Below are 16,382 nucleotides of genomic sequence, written 5' to 3' on the forward strand. Positions count from 1 at the left end.
TTTACCTCGGACACAAAAAAGGGTTCCCATGGGAACCCTTTTTTGTTGTCACTGTTACAACGACGCGAGGAACTTCTCGTCGATCGGTTTGGCGCTGTTCTTGGCCTCTTTCTCTTCCTTGGCCAACTGCATCTTGTCTTGCAGGCGCTGGGCAATTTCCTGGTTGATCGTCAGTTGCCGCTCAGGTGGCAGGTTCTTCAGATCTTCTTCGGTCAGACCCATATCCTTGAGGATACTGTCACGCAGACGCTGTTCGGGCGTCTTGCTCATGTAGTCCTTGAACTCGCTCAGGGCACCGGTTTCCGTGGCGCTGGTGGCCTGTGGAGTGCTGGTGGCGGGCGGCGTGGCCTGGAGCAGGACACGGGTCTTGGCGAACGCTGCATTGACGTTGTCGTCCACGGTATTGCCTTGCAGGCTGGACTGGGACGTCGGCACGGTCACGGAGTTCTGGGCCTGCTGCAGCATGCCGCTGTACAGCGCGCTGGCGGCAGCGGTGGTCGGGTCCATATCGGTGCGCGAGGTGGGCTGCACCGAAACGGATTTCTGGGCGTTGACCAACATGATCGGGAACCTGTGTGAGAGAACTAGACTGAAGTTTTAGCAAGTTTCATGCCGATACTTTGGTCCATGAATATCAATGGGTTAGGAGAATAACTGTCGGCGGGTGGCCAGTAAGCGGACAAGTCTTGCCGCTTCCTGGCAATTGCCGCCCGCCTGTTTGCCGAGGGGGGGGGCGATCAGTGTCTCAGTAAGTGATGGGAATGCCGAAATGCTCCTGGAAGGCATCGTCCACCGGCTGGTACCCCAGGACCCGGGTGGTTTCGCTGAGGTCCAGGCGCTTGAAGCGGTTGTTGGATATGCCATGGCCGATCAGGTACTGCACCCCAGGGGTTTCCACCGCTCGCTGTAGCAGTTGCACGGCGTCCCGAGGGCTGAGCCAGGCGCTCAGGTCGCGGGTGGTGGTCAGTTCGTGGTGTTGCGGGTCCTCGAACGCACCAATGCGCAGGGCGATGCAGGACAGCCCGCGCCGGGCCGCATAAAAGGCGCACAGGGCTTCGCCATAGCATTTGCTCACGCCGTACAGGTTGGCCGGCATCACCGGCATGCCCGGGGTGATCTGCCGGTCCACCGGGTAGCCCTCGATGGTCTGGGCGCTGCTGGCGAACACCAGGCGCTGGCAACCAGCGTTCACTGCTGCCTCGAACAGGTAGGTGGTGGCGAGGATGTTGTTGGGCAGCAGTTCGTCGAAGCTGGCACTGGCGTGGGGGATGCCGGCCAGATGCACGATCACGTCGATCCCTGGCAGCAGGCGGCCGATGGCTTGCGGGTCATCGAGGTCCAGGCGTACGAAGCGGTGGGGGGCGGGGATGTCGAAGTCCGGTTCGACGCGGTCGGTGAGGGTGAAGCGATGGCGTTCCTGGGAACCCTGGAAAAACACTTTGCCGATCCTGCCGCAGGCGCCGGTCAGTAGTACGTTGAGTCCATCCATGTCGAGTCTCCGGTGGGCTGAGAAGGGGTGGCCTAGGGGGTGCCGTTGCGTCCATGCAGCAGGAAGCCTGGACGCAGGCTGAGGCGTTCGTAGTAGGCGGCCACAGCGGGGAAGTCCGGGTGTTCCATGGGGGTCATCTTCCAGCGATTGACCGAGAGGCCAAGGACGATGTCCGCCAGGCTGAAGGCTTCACCGAGCACATAGGCCCCGGTGCTTTCAAGCTGCTGTTCAAGAATTGCCATCTTGCCGTTCCAGGCCAGCAGGCTGGCGCCGATGCGCCGGCTGTCCTGGCAGTCTGGATGCTGGCGCACCAGGCCCATGAAGGCGTAGCTCCAGGCCGGATTGAGTTCGGTGGCCTGCCAGTCCATCCACTGTTCCACCAGGGCCCTGGCCCGCGGGGCGAGGGGCAGCAGGCCGCTGCCGGGATGCAGATTGGCCAGGTAGCGGCAAATGCTGTTGGACTCCCACAGGGCCCCGGCGTCATCGATCAGCACTGGGACCTGGGCGTTGGGGTTGAGGGCGAGAAATTCGGGACTGTGGGTCGACTGGAAGCCGCTGCCCCAATCTTCCTGCTGGTAGGAAAGGTCCAGCTCTTCACAGGTCCACAAGACTTTCCTGACGTTGATGGACGAGGCTTTACCGAGAATTCTATAGGGGGTTCCCATGACGCTTCCTTGTTCGTGGCACAGGTTGGCCATGGGAATCTATCAGTGAGCCAGGTTCTCGGCGACGGTCAAATTGCCTCCAGGGGTGTTTTGCTTGGCTTCAGGCCGGATCGGGCAGGGCCGAAGCCGGCAGACCGAAAACCCGGTCGAACAGCCAGTTGAAGGCGAAGGTGTAGCAGGGGATGAACAGGATCAGCGCCAGGTCCAGGAGAAAGGCCTGCACCAGGCTGATGTTCATCCACCAGGCGATGAGCGGGATCAGGAACACGATCAGGGTCAACTGGAAGCCCACGGCATGCGCGATGCGCCGTTTGACGGTGCGGGTGCGTGACGGCTGGCGGCTTTCCCAGCGTTCGAACAGGGTGGTGTAGATGAAGTTCCAGGTCACCGCGATGCTGGTGATGACCACGGCCAGCGGCCCGGTGCTGCTGGGGGATGTGCCGGACAGCAGGGCCAGGCCGAGGGCCGAGAAGGTCATGCCGAATACCTCGAACAGGGATACGTAGACCAGTTTGCGTTTGACGCCTTGCATGGAGACTCCTCGGTGTTGAATGTCAATGGCCAGGGCTGGACTGGCGCAGGGCGCGAAAGATAGCTTCAATGGCGATGACAGAAAAAGTCGGAAGCTTTCAGTTTTGCTGATAGGTTGCACCCATGAATTTCTCCAGTGACAGCATCCAGTTGTTTCTCGCCGTGCTCGAGCGCGGTTCCTTTTCTGCGGCGGCCCGCTCCTTGGGCAAGGTGCCTTCGGCGGTGAGCATGGGCATTGCCAACCTTGAGGCCGAACTGGGTTATGCCCTGTTTGATCGCAGCCATCGCGAGCCGGTGCCGACGCCCCTGGCCCTGTCTCTGGCGCCCCATGCGCGGCTGATCGCCGACCAGCTCAAGCAGTTGCAGGTGCACGCCATCGAGCTGTCCCTGGGCCTGGAGAGCAAGCTGTCGATCGCCGTGGTGGATGACATCGACAAGCAGCGAGTACTGGCCGCCATCAAGCTGATTGCCGAGCGCTATCCGCTGCTGGAGGTGGAGGTGCTCAGTGCCCCCCAGGATGATGTGCTGCAGCTGCTGCACAGTGGGCGGGTGAGTGTGGGCGTGGCTTTTGCCGGCTTGAGCGTGAATGCCCTGGAGTATTTCCAGTACATCGGCAGTGAGCGGGTGATTGCCTGTATCTCGCCGCGACATCCGGTGTTTGTGGCCAGCGATGGCTCGTTGTACCTGGAGGAACTGATCCGGGTCCGTCAGGTCGTGGTGGCCAGTCGCGACCTGCCCATCAGCGATACCCGGCCCTTGGTGGGCGAGTCGCTGTGGCGCACCGACAGCCTGGCCATGGCCCTGCACATGGTGGAAGCCGGCATCGGCTGGGGCAATTTCCCCTTGTCGGTGATCCAGCCGCTGCTGGCGGCCGGGCGCCTGCAGCGGCTGAAGTTCAAGAACCTCGACAACGGTTTGTCATTGCCGGTGCATGGGGTGTGGCTGAAGAACCGACCTTTGCAGAAGGGCGCGCTGGCCCTGGTGCAGTTGCTCAGTGGCGAAGATCCGGCGCTGGGGCCGCTGCCCGACCCCGGGGTTTAGCCCAGGGCCTGTTCACGCAACCAGCGCAGCAGGTGACCGGCCGCTGAATCGTCGCTGATCGCCTGGGCGGACAACAGGTAATAGGCGCTGCCATCGGCGACGAAGTCGAAAGGGGCGCAAAGCAATCCTCCGGCCAGATCATCGCGCACCAATTGCCAGGGGGCGATGGCCAGCCCCAGGCCCGCCACCGCCGCTTGCAGGCTGAAGTAGAAATGCTCGAAGACTTGCTCCTGGGGAGCCAGGGAAGCAGGCAGTTGCCGCCGTTGCAGCCACTGCTCCCAGGCTTGCGGCCTGGTGGCGCTGTGCAGGCGCGGGGCGTGTTCCACCAGGGTCGGCTGGCCGTCTGGCGAAGGGGCCCAGTCAGGCTGTTTGTCCGGTCGGCAGACGGGGCCAATGGCTTCGTCGAACAGCCAGTGAGCCTGGGTTTCGTCGTTCCAGGCGAAATCGTTGCGGCGAATCGCCAGGTCGATGCCGGTGTTGAACGAGAAAGGCCCGCCGCCGGCCAGCAACTGGATCGATATCTCCGGGTGGGCGGCCTGGAACGCCGGCAGGCGTGGGATCAGCCAGCGCATCAGCAGGGTCGGTTCGCAGGACAGCACCAGCGGCGCCTCGGGGTTCGGTGCCCGCAGGCGGCTGGCAGTGTTCTCGATCAGGTCCAGGGCCTGGGTCACGCTGTGCAGCAGTTCGGCTCCGGCCGGCGTCAGAAATACCCGATGGCTGCGGCGTTCGAACAACGCCGTGCCCAGGTCCTCTTCCAGGGCGCGCACGGCGCGGCTGATGGCGCCATGGGTCAGGTGCAGAGCGGTGCCGGCCCGGGTGAAGCTTTCCAGGCGTGCCGCCGCTTCGAAGCAGCGCAAGGCGCTGAGGGGAGGCAGGCGACGGCGTGATGTCTGTGAGTTTTTATCACTGAGAGTGTCAGTTTTCATCGTTGGCTGTTCCCGTGCCGATCCCCATACAGTAGCGCCTGATTCTATAACCAAGGCGTATGCAACGTGACTGAACTGTTAGTCGTAATCACCATCACCATTCTGGCGGTGCTCAGTCCCGGAGCCGATTTTGCCTTGGTGACGCGCAACAGCCTGATGCTCTCGCGCCGCCACGGCGTGTTCACCGCCCTGGGGATCGGGCTTGGGGTCATGCTGCATATCGGCTACAGCCTACTGGGGGTGGGGGTGCTGTTGCAGCAGTCGCTGCTGTGGTTCACCGGGCTGAAGATTGCCGGGGCGGTTTATCTGATCTATCTGGGGGTCAAGCTGTTGCGCGGTTCTGACCAGGGGCCGCAAGAGGCAGGGACGGCGAGTCTCGAGATATCGTCCTGGGCGGCTCTGCGCAGCGGCTTTCTGACCAATGCGCTGAACCCCAAGACGATGATTTTCGTTCTCAGCCTGTTTATGCAGGTGATCCAGCCGGGCACGGTGTTGCCGGTGCAGATCGGCTACGGCGCAATCATTGTCCTGGCCCACGTATTGTGGTTCGTGGCGGTGGCGCTGTTTTTCTCGGCACCGGCCATAGCCAGGCGATTGCTGGGGTACAAGCGCCGTATCGATCAGGTATTCGGTGTGGTGCTGGTGGGGTTCGGGCTGTTGCTCAGTGTCCTGAGCATGCAGCCCTGAAACGCCTCAGGTGCTTTCCCGTACCCGCAGCTCGAAGCCCATGTCCACCACGGGCTCGGCCACGCTGTTGCCGGCCAGCAGGGTCAGCATCTGCTCGGCTGCGCGGCGGCCAATGGCTTCCCTTGGGGTGCTGATGCTGCTCAGGCGCGGCACCATGTGCTCCGAGGACGGTAGGTCGTTGAAACCCAGCACCGCGACTTGTTCCGGGACCTTGATCCCGCAGCGCATGGCTTCCAGTAGCGCGCCCTGGGCCAGGTCGTCGTTGCCGAAGAAGATGGCGTCGACCTGCGGCTGGCTCTGCATCAGTTGCAGGAACAGTTCGCCGCCCAGGCCCACGGAGGATGGGCGAGGGGTCAGCAGTTCCAGATCGGGGTTGTACAGCCCGGCCTCTTGCAGGGCGCGACGGAAACCTTCGCCCCGCAGCAGGGTGCGTTGATCCAGTTGTGCGCCGACGTAGGCCAGATGCTTGCGGCCACGGGAAATCAGATGCTGGGCGGCGGTCTCGCCGGCGTTCAACTGGGAAAAGCCCACGCAGTTGAGTCCGGCACCGGAGTCCAGGTCCATCATGTAAACGCAGGGGATGTTGTTGGCCTCGATCATCCGCCGGGCGCTCTCGGTACGGTCGAAACCGGTCAGCAGCAGACCCCGGGGCTGGTAGGTCATGTAGTTGCGTAGCAGGTTCTCTTCTTCATCCCTGGAGTAGTGGTAGTTGCCAATCAACACTTCGAAGCCCTTGGGTCGCAGGACCTGATGAATGGCTTCCAGGGTTTCGATGAACAGCAGGTTGGACAGCGACGGCACCAACACCACCACCGATTGGCTCTGGGCCGAAGCCAGGGCGCGGGCGGCGGAGTTGACCACGTAGTTCAACTCCAGCGCGGCCTTTTGCACCTTTTCCACCAGTTCGGTGGCCACGCTGCTGACACCGCGCAGGGCGCGTGAGGCGGTGATCGGACTGACACCGGCCAGTCGTGCCACTTCGTTGAGGGTAGGGCGCCCCGTGGTACGGGAGTTTTTATCGTTTTTATGAGTGGTCATCAGACGGCTTGCCAAACAAAATTCAAGTCACTAAGGTAGCGCTGTCCTGAAACAGCTGCAATGCGTGAGCGAGGTGTGCCTGACCCTCGCTCTTTGGTTTGGCGGACTATATAAGCGGCAACCCACAAAAATGACAAGAAGGCGTCGGCAGACACTGTTTTTGTACTAGAACTAGAACTAGCGAAGGTAGCGCTGTCTGCGCGCTGAGGTGTTACATGAGTCAATCTATTACCGCCCTGGTCATCATGGGTGTTGCCGGCTGTGGCAAATCCAGCGTCAGTCAGGCCCTGTGCCAGCGCAGCGGCGCCACGGCCATTGAAGGCGATACGTTCCACCCTGCCGCCAATATTGCCAAGATGAGCGCCGGCATTCCCCTCGACGACGACGACCGTGCCGGCTGGCTAGACAGCCTCTGCGATGAATTGCGTCGTACCCTGGCCGCCGGTCAGCGTCCGGTACTGACCTGCTCGGCCCTGAAGCGCAAATACCGCGAGCGCCTGCGCGCCGCCACCCCCGGCCTGGGCTTTATCTTCCTCGAACTGACACCAGCAGTGGCCGCCGATCGCGTGGCACACCGGCCGGGGCATTTCATGCCTTCGACTCTGATCGACAGTCAGTTCGCCACCCTCGAATCCCCCGTGGGGGAGCCGCTCACCCTGGCGCTGGATGCCAGCACCCTGAGCGTCCAGCGCCTGGCCGAACTGGCCAACCAATGGTGGCTGGAGCATGGCCTTGAACCTTCACATTAAGTGCTGGCTCGAAATAGGTAGCGCTATCCCACTCGGCCCTTGTTTTTAACGCTTTAATAAAAACAACAAACCGGAGGCAATCCCATGTTTGGCATGTCCCAAGAGACCTATCTGCTGGTTGATGCAGTGGTCACTATCATCGGCCTGATCGTACTGATCACCCGATTCAAGCTGCATCCCTTTATTGCCCTGACCATCGCCGCGGGGTTCCTCGGCCTGACGTCGGGCATGCCGGTGGACAAGATCATCAAGGCGTTCCAGGACGGTTTTGGTGGCGTGCTCGGTTTTGTCGGCATCATCCTGGCCCTGGGTACCATGCTCGGCAAGATGATGGCCGAGTCCGGCGGCGCCGATCAGATCGCCCAGACCCTGATCCGTTCGTTCGGCAAGGAGCGGGTGCAGTGGGCGATGATGTTCGCCGCGTTCCTGGTGGGCATCCCGCTGTTCTTCGAGATCGGCTTCGTGCTGCTGATCCCGCTGGTGTTCATTGTGGCCCGGCGCACCGGGGTGTCGCTGATCAAGATCGGCATTCCCCTGCTGGCCGGCCTCTCGGCGGTCCATGGCCTGGTGCCACCGCATCCGGGGCCACTGCTGGCCATCGGCGTGTTCGGCGCCGACATTGGCAAAACCATTCTTTACGGCCTGATCGTTGCCCTGCCGACCGCCATCATTGCCGGTCCGATCTACGGCACCTTCATCGCCAAATACATCCCGGGTCATCCGTCCCAGGAGCTGGTCGACCAGTTGGCCCGTGAAAATACCTCGCAGAACCTGCCGAGCTTCAGCGTCACTTTGCTGACCGTGCTACTGCCGGTGTTCCTGATGCTGCTCAAGACCTTCGCCGACGTGGCGCTGCCGGACGGGCATTTCTTCCGCATCTGGATGGACATGATCGGCCACCCGATCAGTGCCTTGCTGCTGGCCTTGCTGCTGTCGCTCTACACCTTTGGCTACAAGCAGGGCATCGGCTCCAAACAGATCCTCGGCCTGCTCGACGCCAGCCTGGCGCCTACGGCCGCGATCATCCTGATCATCGGTGCCGGCGGCGGCTTCAAGCAGATGCTGGTGACCAGCGGCGTGGGCGATGTGATCGGTCATATGGCGGTCAACGCGCAGATCTCGCCGATCCTCCTGGCGTGGCTGGTGGCGGCGGTGATTCGTATTGCCACCGGTTCGGCCACTGTGGCGACCATCACGGGCGCGGGCATCGTGGTGCCGGTGGTGGGGATGATCCCCGGGGTCAACCGCGAACTGCTGGTGCTGGCCACCGGCGCCGGCTCGCTGATCCTGTCCCACGTCAACGACGCCGGATTCTGGCTGGTGAAGCAGTACTTCAACATGACCGTAGCCGAGACCTTCAAGACCTGGACGGCGATGGAGACCATCCTCTCGGTGGTGGGGCTGATCTTTATCCTGCTGTTGTCGTTGGTGGTTTAAACGGCTTCGCCGGCAAGCCGGCTCCTGCAGGGAGCAGGTTGTCGGTGAAACGCGAGTACAAAAAAACCGCATCACTGCGGTTTTTTTGTGGCTGAAAGCATCTCAGCTTTTCTGCACCAGCCCGTCGGCGCGGAACATGCCGCGAATACCACGCACCGCTTGGCGAATCCGGTCCTGGTTCTCGATCAACGCAAAGCGCACATGATCGTCGCCGTATTCACCGAAACCCACCCCCGGGGACACGCAGACCTTGGCTTCGGCCAGCAGCTTCTTGGCGAACTCCAGGGAGCCCAGGTGCGCGTAGGCCTCGGGAATCTTGGCCCAGACGTACATCGAGGCCTTGGGGTTCTCCACCATCCAGCCCAGCTCATGCAGGCCCTTGACCAGCACGTTGCGCCGTTGCCGGTACTGCTCGGCAATGTCGCGTACGCACTGTTGGTCGCCTTCAAGTGCCGCGATTGCTGCTACCTGCAGTGGGGTGAAGGTGCCGTAGTCGTGGTAGCTCTTGATCCGCGCCAGGGCGCTGACCAGCTCCGGGTTGCCCACCATGAAGCCAATACGCCAGCCAGCCATGTTGTAGCTCTTGGACAGGGTGAAGAACTCCACCGCGATGTCCTTGGCCCCGGGCACTTGCATGATCGACGGGGCTTTCCAGCCGTCGTAGACGATGTCGGCGTAGGCCAGGTCGTGGATCACCAGCACGTCGTACTGCTTGGCCAGGGCGATCACCCGTTCGAAGAAGTCCAGCTCCACGCATTGGGCGGTGGGGTTGGAGGGAAAGCCGAGGATCATCATTTTCGGCTTGGGGATCGAACCGCGAATGGCCCGCTCCAGCTCGGCGAAGAAGTCCACCCCAGGCACCAGCGGCACCGAGCGCACCTGGGCGCCGGCGATCACCGCGCCGTAGATGTGGATCGGGTAGCTGGGGTTGGGCACCAGCACCGTGTCGCCCTGGTCCAGGGTGGCGAGCATCAGGTGCGCCAGGCCTTCCTTGGAACCGATGGTGACGATGGCTTCGCTTTCCGGGTCGATATCGACCTCGTAGCGATCCTTGTACCAACGGGAAATCGCCCGGCGCAGCCGTGGAATGCCTTTGGAGGTGGAGTAGCCGTGGGTGTCCTCACGCTGGGCAACGGTAACCAGTTTTTCGACGATGTGCGGCGGAGTCGCGCCGTCGGGGTTGCCCATGCTCAAGTCGATGATGTCTTCGCCGCGCCGACGCGCAGCCATCTTCAGCTCGGCAGTGATATTGAAAACGTAAGGGGGGAGACGATCGATGCGCGCAAAGCGGCGCGGCGAACCTTGTTCGGCCATTGTTGCCTCGAAAAGACGTAAGCGCCCGGAACCGTCCGAGCGACGTTGGCCACTGCGGTGGCCTGCGGGGCAGACGATAAAGGCGCTGGCGCGGGCTTGTCCAGAGGAGCGGAAAAATATTTTTGCGCTCCGGGCGGTTTGCCGGGCTGTCGGGTTTGCCGCTATAACGTGCACGCTTTTTGCCTGCAAGGACGGCGCCCGGCCTCTGCCTGATCCGTTCCGGCGGATCTGACGCCGCGCGGCAGCTCTTCGAACAACAGCGTCAAACGGGATGAATGATGGAGTTTACCAGCGGCTTTTTGCTGAGCCTTTCGCTGTGCCTGGACATCGGCGTGGCCAATATCGCGATGATCACCCTGGCCATGCAGCGCGGCTATTTTCAGGGCTTTTGCCTGGGCCTCGGGACCTGCGTCGGAGACTTGATTTATGCGCTGCTGGCCCTGGCCGGAATGACCGTGCTGCTGCAGTACGAAACGGTGCGCTGGGTGCTGTGGATCGGTGGTTCGGCGCTGCTGGTGTATTTCGCGGCGAAGATGATTTATGCCGCCATTCATCACAGCGCGACATTGGCCACGGCTGGGGATGCGGACCGCGGTTCGCCGCGCAAGGAGTTCTTGCGCGGGATCTTCCTGGCCATGTCTTCCCCCAGTGCGATCCTCTGGTTTGCCGCCGTGGGAGGCACCCTGATTGCCCGATCCGGTGGTGGCACGGTTGCCGACTCCGGGTTGTTCCTGGCCGGCTTCTTTTGCGCCGGGCTGGTCTGGACCCTGGGCCTGTGCCTGGCCGCGACCCAGGGCGGCAAGTTGCTGGGGGACAAGCTGTTGCGCTACTCCTATCTGGCATCTGCAGCGATCTTCTGCTATTTCGCGGTGTACGTGATCCTATCCGGTTATCAGGAGTTCATCCTCGGCGCCGGGGTGGCCGACCTTCCGGCGCTCTGATCCTGGCCCTGACGATTGGCTTCTATACTTGCTGCCGAACCCATCTTTTCTGCGGCAGGAGTGGCATTCATGGATGAGCAAAAACAGGGCGCGGGTCCAGAACCGCGCTTCGAAAGAGAGCGTTTTCTGCTGATCGCCGGCTTCAGCGAGCGGTTTACCCCTGGTGCCGGCCAGGACATCGGCCAGCTCTGGGAGCGCTTCATCCCCCACATCGGCAAAGTGCCGGGGCAAGTGAATGAGTTGACCTACGGCGTCTGCTGCAACCCCGATGGCCAGGGCAGCTTCGAATACCTGGCCGGGGTCGAGATCAGCAAGCTCGACGACCTGCCCGAGCGTTATCGCTGGATCGAGGTGCAGCCGCAGAACTATGCGGTGTTCGAGCACGGCGGTTCCTTGCAGGACTTGCCACAGACGTTCAACTACATCTGGAAGACCTGGCTGCCCCAGTCCGGTCGCGAAGCGGCCGATGCCCCGGAATTCGAGCGCTACAGTGCCGATTTCAACCCTGATACCGGTAGCGGTGTGGTGGAGGTCTGGCTACCGCTCAAAAGTGAATGATCCCCTCGGGGGCGCTGGCCGGCCCCCGATTCTCCCTGCCTTGGCCGCAATCTATACGCCGTCTTAACACCGTCCCCTGCAATCAGTGTCCGACCTTGATACGCCCTCACCTAACCTGCGTGGCGCAGAGGAGAGCGGAGGACGGCTCGTTCCCGACTCCCTGCCGGCGCCCATTGCCGGGCGCCTGACCGGTTGCGCCCCGGGCCGCTGTCTGCGGTTGCGGCGCCGCCTCAATGGGTTAAGGGGAAAAGCCTTGCTGACACTGGAATTCATCTACGGCGCCAGCGGTTTTTGCGCCGTGCTGCTGTTCGTCTACCTGGGTTACGCGCTGATCCGTGCCGAGAAATTCTGATGACCGCACCCAGCGCTACCCCGGCATTTTCATTCGCCCGTCCGGGCACTCTCGAGAAAGGAAACCAGCCATGTACGACCTGATCTTCGTGGGCCTGTCCCTGGGGTTCTTTGTACTGACGGCCCTGGTCATCGTCGCCATGGGCAAGATTTGAACGGAGCATCGACATGTTGAGTACTGTGCTGGAATACGCGGTGATCCTCGGGGTAATGACCGGGCTCGCCGTACTCATGGGCAAATGGCTGACCCGGGTCTTCAATGGCCGTGGCCACGCGTTGCCCGAGCGGGCCACCTACCGCCTGCTGGGGATCGACCCCGGCGAAACCATGGGCTGGGCCCGTTATGGCTCGGCGCTGTTGCTGTCCAACGCGGCGATGATGCTCCTGGGCTACCTGGTGCTGCGTCTGCAAACTGTCATGCCCCTCAACCCCTTGGGGCTGGCGGCGCAGACCCCGGACCTGGCGTTCAACACCGCTGCGTCCTTTATCACCAACACCAACTGGCAGGCGTACTCGGGAGAAAGCAGCCTGTCGAACTTCAGCCAGATGGCGGTGATCACCTTCCTGATGTTCGTCGGCGCTACCGCAGGCGTTGTCGCCGCGGCTGGTTTCATTCGCGGCCTGAGCCGTTCCAGCTCGGCGGATATCGGCAACTACTGGGTGGACTTCACCCGCACCCTGTACCGGGTGATGCTGCCGCTGTGCCTGGTCATGGCCCTGGTCTATGTCTGGCAGGGCATGCCGCAGACCCTCAACTCCCAGGCCCTGGCCACCACCCTGGAAGGCGCCCAGCAGCAACTGATCGTCGGCGCTGTGGCCAGCTTCGAGTCAATCAAGCACATCGGCACCAACGGTGGCGGCTTCTTCAGCATGAACGCCGCCCACCCGTTCGAGAACCCGACGCCGCTGACCAACGTCCTGCACATTCTCAGCATGTTGCTGATCCCTTCGGCACTGACCTACACCTTCGGCAGCATGCTGTTGCGTCGGCGTCAGGGCTGGGTGTTCTTCGGCACCTTCCTGGTGATGTTCGTCGGCTTCCTGACCATTGTCTTCACCGCGGAGCAGGGTGGTAATCCGCTGCTGACCCAGGTCGGTGCCGACCAGCAACTGTCGGCAACCCAGAGCGGCGGCAACATGGAAGGCAAGGAACTGCGCTTCGGCATCGCCGACACCGCGCTGTTCGTTACCACCACCACTGGCGCCACCACCGGTTCGGTGAACGCCATGCATGACTCGCTGACCCCCATGGGCGGCTTCGTGCCCCTGGCGCAGATGATGCTCAACTGCGTGTTCGGCGGCGACGGCGTGGGCTTTATCAACCTGATCCAGTACGCCCTGCTGACGGTGTTCCTGGTGGGCATGATGATCGGCCGCAGTCCGGAATTCCTCGGCAAGAAGATCGAGGCCCGGGAGATCAAGCTGGTGATGCTCTCGGTGCTCGCGCATCCGATCTGCATCCTCGGCTTCACCGCCCTGGCCGCGCTGTGGCCGGACACCCTGAACAGCCTCAACAACCTTGGCCCCCATGGTTTCAGCGAGGTGCTCTACGCCTACGCCTCGGGTACCGCCAACAACGGTTCGGCGTTTGCCGGGCTGAATGCCAACACGCCGTTCTTCAACACCACCATCGGTCTGGCCATGCTCATGGGACGCTTCTTCACCATGTTGCCGATGCTGGCCGTGGCCGGTTCGCTGGCGGCGAAAAAGAACATCCCGGCCGGTGCCGGCACCATTCCCACCGCTACACCGCTGTTCATGTTCCTGGTGGTGTTCGTGGTGCTGGTGGTCGGTGGCCTGACTTTCCTGCCGGCCCTCGCGCTCGGCCCGCTGGTGGAGCAACTGCAGTTGCTGGCCGGCCAGACCTACAAGTAAGGGGTTGTGATGACGACGCAAATGCAAACCCAAGGCGCCACTGCGGTGCTGTTCAAGGGCCTGTTGCGCCCAGTGCTGGTGGCAGCGGTGTTTTTCATGCTGCTGACCGGGCTGGCCTATCCGCTGGCTACCACCGTGCTGGCCAACCTGCTGTTCCCGTTCCAGGCCCAGGGCAGCCTGGTGCAGCGTGACGGCCTGGTGGTGGGCTCAAAACTGATCGGCCAGTCCTTCAGTCGCCCGGAGTATTTCCAGGGCCGGCCGAGCATGACGCTGGGCAGCGATCCGCTGGACCCCAGCAAGAGCGTGCCCCAGCCCTACAACGCCGGGGCCAGTGGTGCCAGCAACCTGGGCCCTACCAGCCAGAAGCTGCTGGACAGCGTGGCCGCACGGGTCAGCGCCTACCGCCAGCTCAACGGCCTGAAAGCGGACATGCCGGTGCCGGTGGACGCGGTGACCGCCTCGGCTTCCGGCCTGGACCCGCACATCTCCCTGGCCAACGCCCAGCTGCAACTGGACCGGGTCGCCCGTCTGCGGCGCATGCCCCTGGCCGATCTGCAGGCGCTGCTGCAAGACCACAGCGAAAGCCGCACCTTCGGTCTGTTGGGCGAGCCCCGGGTCAATGTGCTGCAACTCAATCTCGCGCTGGATGCCCTGGCACCCGTGCATGCCTCGCCCCTTGCGGTCAGTGAGTAAGAGATACCGATCATGAGTAAGAACCCTCGTATAGCGTTGTTCGACCGTGGGCTGTTGCTGACGGCGTGCCTGGATGCGGTGAAGAAGCTGCTGCCCCAGGCGCAGTGGAAGAACCCGGTGATGTTCGTGGTTTACCTGGGCAGCATTCTCACCACTCTGCTGTGGTTCCAGTCCCTGGGCGGTGAAGGCGAGGCCTCCAGTGGCTTCATCCTCAGCATCACCCTGTGGCTGTGGTTCACTGTGTTGTTCGCCAACTTTGCCGAAGCCCTGGCCGAGGGCCGCAGCCGGGCCCAGGCCGCAAGCCTCAAGGGCATGAAGCGCCAGACCCTGGCCAAGCTGTTGCAGCAGCCCAAGCATGGTGCTGCCTGGCTGCCCATGGCCGCCAGCGAACTGCGCAAGGACATGGTGGTGCTGATCGAAGCCGGGGATCTGGTGCCGTTGGATGGCGAGGTCATCGAAGGCGTGGCCACGGTGGATGAGAGCGCCATCACCGGCGAATCGGCGCCGGTGATCCGCGAGGCCGGGGGCGACTTCTCCTCGGTCACCGGCGGCACCAAGGTGCTTTCCGACTGGCTGGTGGTGCGCATCAGCGTCAACCCCGGCGAGTCGTTCCTGGACCGCATGATCTCCATGGTGGAATCGGCCAAGCGTCAGAAGACCCCCAACGAAGTGGCCCTGACCATTCTCCTGGTGGGACTGACCCTGCTGTTCCTGCTGGTGATCGTGACCCTGAGCCCGTACTCGATCTTCGCCGTGGCCATGAGCGGCACCGGCAGCGTGATCAGCGCCACGGTGATGGTGGCGTTGCTGGTGTGCCTGATCCCCACCACCATCGGCGGCCTGTTGTCGGCCATCGGCGTGGCAGGCATGAGCCGGATGATGTCGGCCAATGTCATCGCCACCTCGGGACGCGCCGTGGAAGCCGCCGGGGACGTCGACGTGCTGCTGCTGGACAAGACCGGCACCATCACCCTGGGCAACCGTCAGGCCAGCGCCTTCCTGCCGGCGCCGGGGATCAAGGACAGCGAGCTGGCAGACGCCGCGCAACTGGCCTCCCTGGCGGACGAAACCCCTGAAGGCCGGAGCATCGTGGTGCTGGCCAAGCAGAAGTTCGACATTCGTGGCCGTGACATCAACGCCCTGGGCGCCAGCTTTGTGCAGTTCACTGCCCAGACCCGCATGAGCGGCGTCGACCTGCCGGACGGACGCAGCATCCGCAAGGGCGCCGCCGATGCCATTCGCCGGCATATCGAGGCCTTGGGCGGCAGCTTTCCACCGGCCTTGCAGGCCAAGGTCGATGAAGTCTCCCGGCGCGGCAGCACGCCGCTGGTGGTCAGCGACGGCGCCCAGGCCCTGGGCGTGGTGGAACTCAAGGACGTGGTCAAGGGCGGGATGAAGGAGCGCTTTGCCGAACTGCGGCGCATGGGCATCAAGACCGTGATGATCACCGGTGACAACCGCCTGACCGCGGCGGCGATTGCCGTGGAAGCCGGGGTCGACGACTTTCTCGCCGAGGCCCGTCCCGAGGACAAGCTGCAACTGATCCGCGACTATCAGGCCAAGGGCAAGCTGGTGGCCATGACCGGCGACGGCACCAACGACGCTCCCGCCCTGGCCCAGGCCGACGTGGCGGTGGCGATGAACAGCGGCACCCAGGCGGCGAAAGAAGCGGGCAACATGGTCGACCTCGACAGCAACCCGACCAAGCTGATCGAGGTGGTGGAAGTGGGCAAGCAGATGCTCATGACCCGCGGCGCCTTGACCACCTTCAGTGTGGCCAACGACGTGGCCAAGTATTTTGCTATCGTACCGGCCGCTTTCGTCGCTACTTACCCGCAGTTGGCGGCGTTGAACGTGATGCACCTCAACAGCCCGAACTCGGCGATCCTCAGCGCGGTAATCTTCAACGCGTTGATCATCGTGTTCCTCATCCCCCTGGCACTCAAGGGGGTGAAGTACCGATCCATCGGCGCGGCGGCCTTGCTTAACCGCAACCTGCTGATCTACGGACTGGGCGGGGTGCTGGTACCCTTTGCCGGGATCAAGCTGATCGACATGCTGCTGGCCGGGCTCGGCCTGGTTTGACG

18 protein-coding genes are annotated in these 16,382 nt (G+C 62.9%); 11 read left to right on the top strand and 7 right to left on the bottom strand.

Translation table 11 applies throughout. From position 1 onward, the window contains the following. Positions 1-54: 54 nt before the first annotated feature. The 4 genes from FW796_RS07760 to FW796_RS07775 all read right to left on the bottom strand — a co-directional run bounded on the left by FW796_RS07760 (position 55) and on the right by FW796_RS07775 (position 2,686). Positions 55-561 carry a hypothetical protein gene (locus FW796_RS07760; protein WP_446439208.1) on the bottom strand — a complete coding sequence of 169 codons (507 nt, stop codon included), beginning with the start codon at positions 559-561 and terminating at the stop codon, positions 55-57. 184 nt (positions 562-745) lie between these two features. Beyond that, the gene (locus FW796_RS07765) at positions 746-1,489 is read right to left on the bottom strand and encodes an NAD-dependent epimerase/dehydratase family protein (RefSeq protein ID WP_346632384.1); all 744 of its coding nucleotides are present in this window, start codon (positions 1,487-1,489) and stop codon (positions 746-748) included. A gap of 32 nt (positions 1,490-1,521) precedes the next feature. Next, a complete protein-coding gene (locus tag FW796_RS07770) occupies positions 1,522-2,154 on the bottom strand; it encodes a glutathione S-transferase family protein (protein WP_346632383.1) in 633 nt (210 codons plus the stop codon). Between the two features lie 100 nt (positions 2,155-2,254). After that, positions 2,255-2,686: a PACE efflux transporter gene (locus FW796_RS07775; protein WP_102860627.1), complete on the bottom strand. Its 432-nt coding sequence runs from the start codon at positions 2,684-2,686 to the stop codon at positions 2,255-2,257. 122 nt (positions 2,687-2,808) lie between these two features. Between FW796_RS07775 and FW796_RS07780 the strand changes: the two genes are divergently transcribed. Then, positions 2,809-3,726: a LysR family transcriptional regulator gene (locus FW796_RS07780; RefSeq protein WP_446439209.1), complete on the top strand. Its 918-nt coding sequence runs from the start codon at positions 2,809-2,811 to the stop codon at positions 3,724-3,726. Here the strand turns inward: FW796_RS07780 and FW796_RS07785 are convergent. Next, positions 3,723-4,652, bottom strand: coding sequence for a LysR family transcriptional regulator (locus tag FW796_RS07785; protein WP_446439210.1), 930 nt, complete (start codon positions 4,650-4,652; stop codon positions 3,723-3,725). The genes FW796_RS07780 and FW796_RS07785 overlap by 4 nt on opposite strands. A 66-nt stretch (positions 4,653-4,718) precedes the next feature. On the opposite strand from FW796_RS07785, the gene FW796_RS07790 reads away from it, so the two are divergent. Further along, positions 4,719-5,339: a LysE family transporter gene (locus tag FW796_RS07790; RefSeq protein WP_404937525.1), complete on the top strand. Its 621-nt coding sequence runs from the start codon at positions 4,719-4,721 to the stop codon at positions 5,337-5,339. 6 nt (positions 5,340-5,345) lie between these two features. Here the strand turns inward: FW796_RS07790 and FW796_RS07795 are convergent, their stop codons facing one another. Beyond that, positions 5,346-6,377 (bottom strand): LacI family DNA-binding transcriptional regulator, encoded by a 1,032-nt coding sequence (locus tag FW796_RS07795; RefSeq protein WP_148059758.1) that lies wholly within the window; start codon positions 6,375-6,377, stop codon positions 5,346-5,348. A 215-nt stretch (positions 6,378-6,592) separates the two neighbouring features. Between FW796_RS07795 and FW796_RS07800 the strand changes: the two genes are divergently transcribed. Then, complete coding sequence (locus FW796_RS07800; protein WP_102860632.1) at positions 6,593-7,126, top strand: gluconokinase; 534 nt, start codon at positions 6,593-6,595, stop codon at positions 7,124-7,126. A gap of 84 nt (positions 7,127-7,210) precedes the next feature. Continuing rightward, entirely contained in the window at positions 7,211-8,563 is a 1,353-nt protein-coding gene (locus FW796_RS07805; protein WP_047305702.1) for a GntP family permease, read from the top strand. Positions 8,564-8,665: 102 nt separating this feature from the next. Here FW796_RS07805 and alaC read toward each other — a convergent pair whose 3' ends face one another. Further along, entirely contained in the window at positions 8,666-9,877 is a 1,212-nt protein-coding gene (gene alaC / locus FW796_RS07810) for an alanine transaminase (protein WP_123726204.1), read from the bottom strand. A gap of 278 nt (positions 9,878-10,155) precedes the next feature. Here alaC and FW796_RS07815 point away from each other — a divergent pair, with 278 nt between their 5' ends. The 7 genes from FW796_RS07815 (at position 10,156) to kdpB (ending at position 16,380) form a co-directional block, all read left to right on the top strand. After that, a complete protein-coding gene (locus FW796_RS07815) occupies positions 10,156-10,818 on the top strand; it encodes a LysE family translocator (protein WP_446439211.1) in 663 nt (220 codons plus the stop codon). A gap of 69 nt (positions 10,819-10,887) precedes the next feature. Continuing rightward, positions 10,888-11,376: a GyrI-like domain-containing protein gene (locus tag FW796_RS07820; protein WP_346632378.1), complete on the top strand. Its 489-nt coding sequence runs from the start codon at positions 10,888-10,890 to the stop codon at positions 11,374-11,376. Between the two features lie 253 nt (positions 11,377-11,629). Next, positions 11,630-11,728: a K(+)-transporting ATPase subunit F gene (kdpF, locus tag FW796_RS07825; RefSeq protein ID WP_016968152.1), complete on the top strand. Its 99-nt coding sequence runs from the start codon at positions 11,630-11,632 to the stop codon at positions 11,726-11,728. Further along, positions 11,712-11,882 (top strand): hypothetical protein, encoded by a 171-nt coding sequence (locus FW796_RS07830; RefSeq protein ID WP_162884082.1) that lies wholly within the window; start codon positions 11,712-11,714, stop codon positions 11,880-11,882. The genes kdpF and FW796_RS07830 overlap by 17 nt, the downstream gene beginning before the upstream one ends. A gap of 13 nt (positions 11,883-11,895) precedes the next feature. Continuing rightward, positions 11,896-13,602 carry a potassium-transporting ATPase subunit KdpA gene (kdpA, locus tag FW796_RS07835; RefSeq protein WP_346632376.1) on the top strand — a complete coding sequence of 569 codons (1,707 nt, stop codon included), beginning with the start codon at positions 11,896-11,898 and terminating at the stop codon, positions 13,600-13,602. A 9-nt stretch (positions 13,603-13,611) separates the two neighbouring features. After that, on the top strand, positions 13,612-14,295 hold the full coding sequence (gene kdpC / locus FW796_RS07840) for a potassium-transporting ATPase subunit KdpC (RefSeq protein WP_346632375.1): 684 nt from the start codon (positions 13,612-13,614) through the stop codon (positions 14,293-14,295). Between the two features lie 12 nt (positions 14,296-14,307). Next, positions 14,308-16,380 (top strand): potassium-transporting ATPase subunit KdpB, encoded by a 2,073-nt coding sequence (kdpB, locus tag FW796_RS07845; RefSeq protein WP_346632374.1) that lies wholly within the window; start codon positions 14,308-14,310, stop codon positions 16,378-16,380. Positions 16,381-16,382 lie beyond the last annotated feature (2 nt).

This window comes from Pseudomonas sp. 910_21, assembly GCF_052850735.1.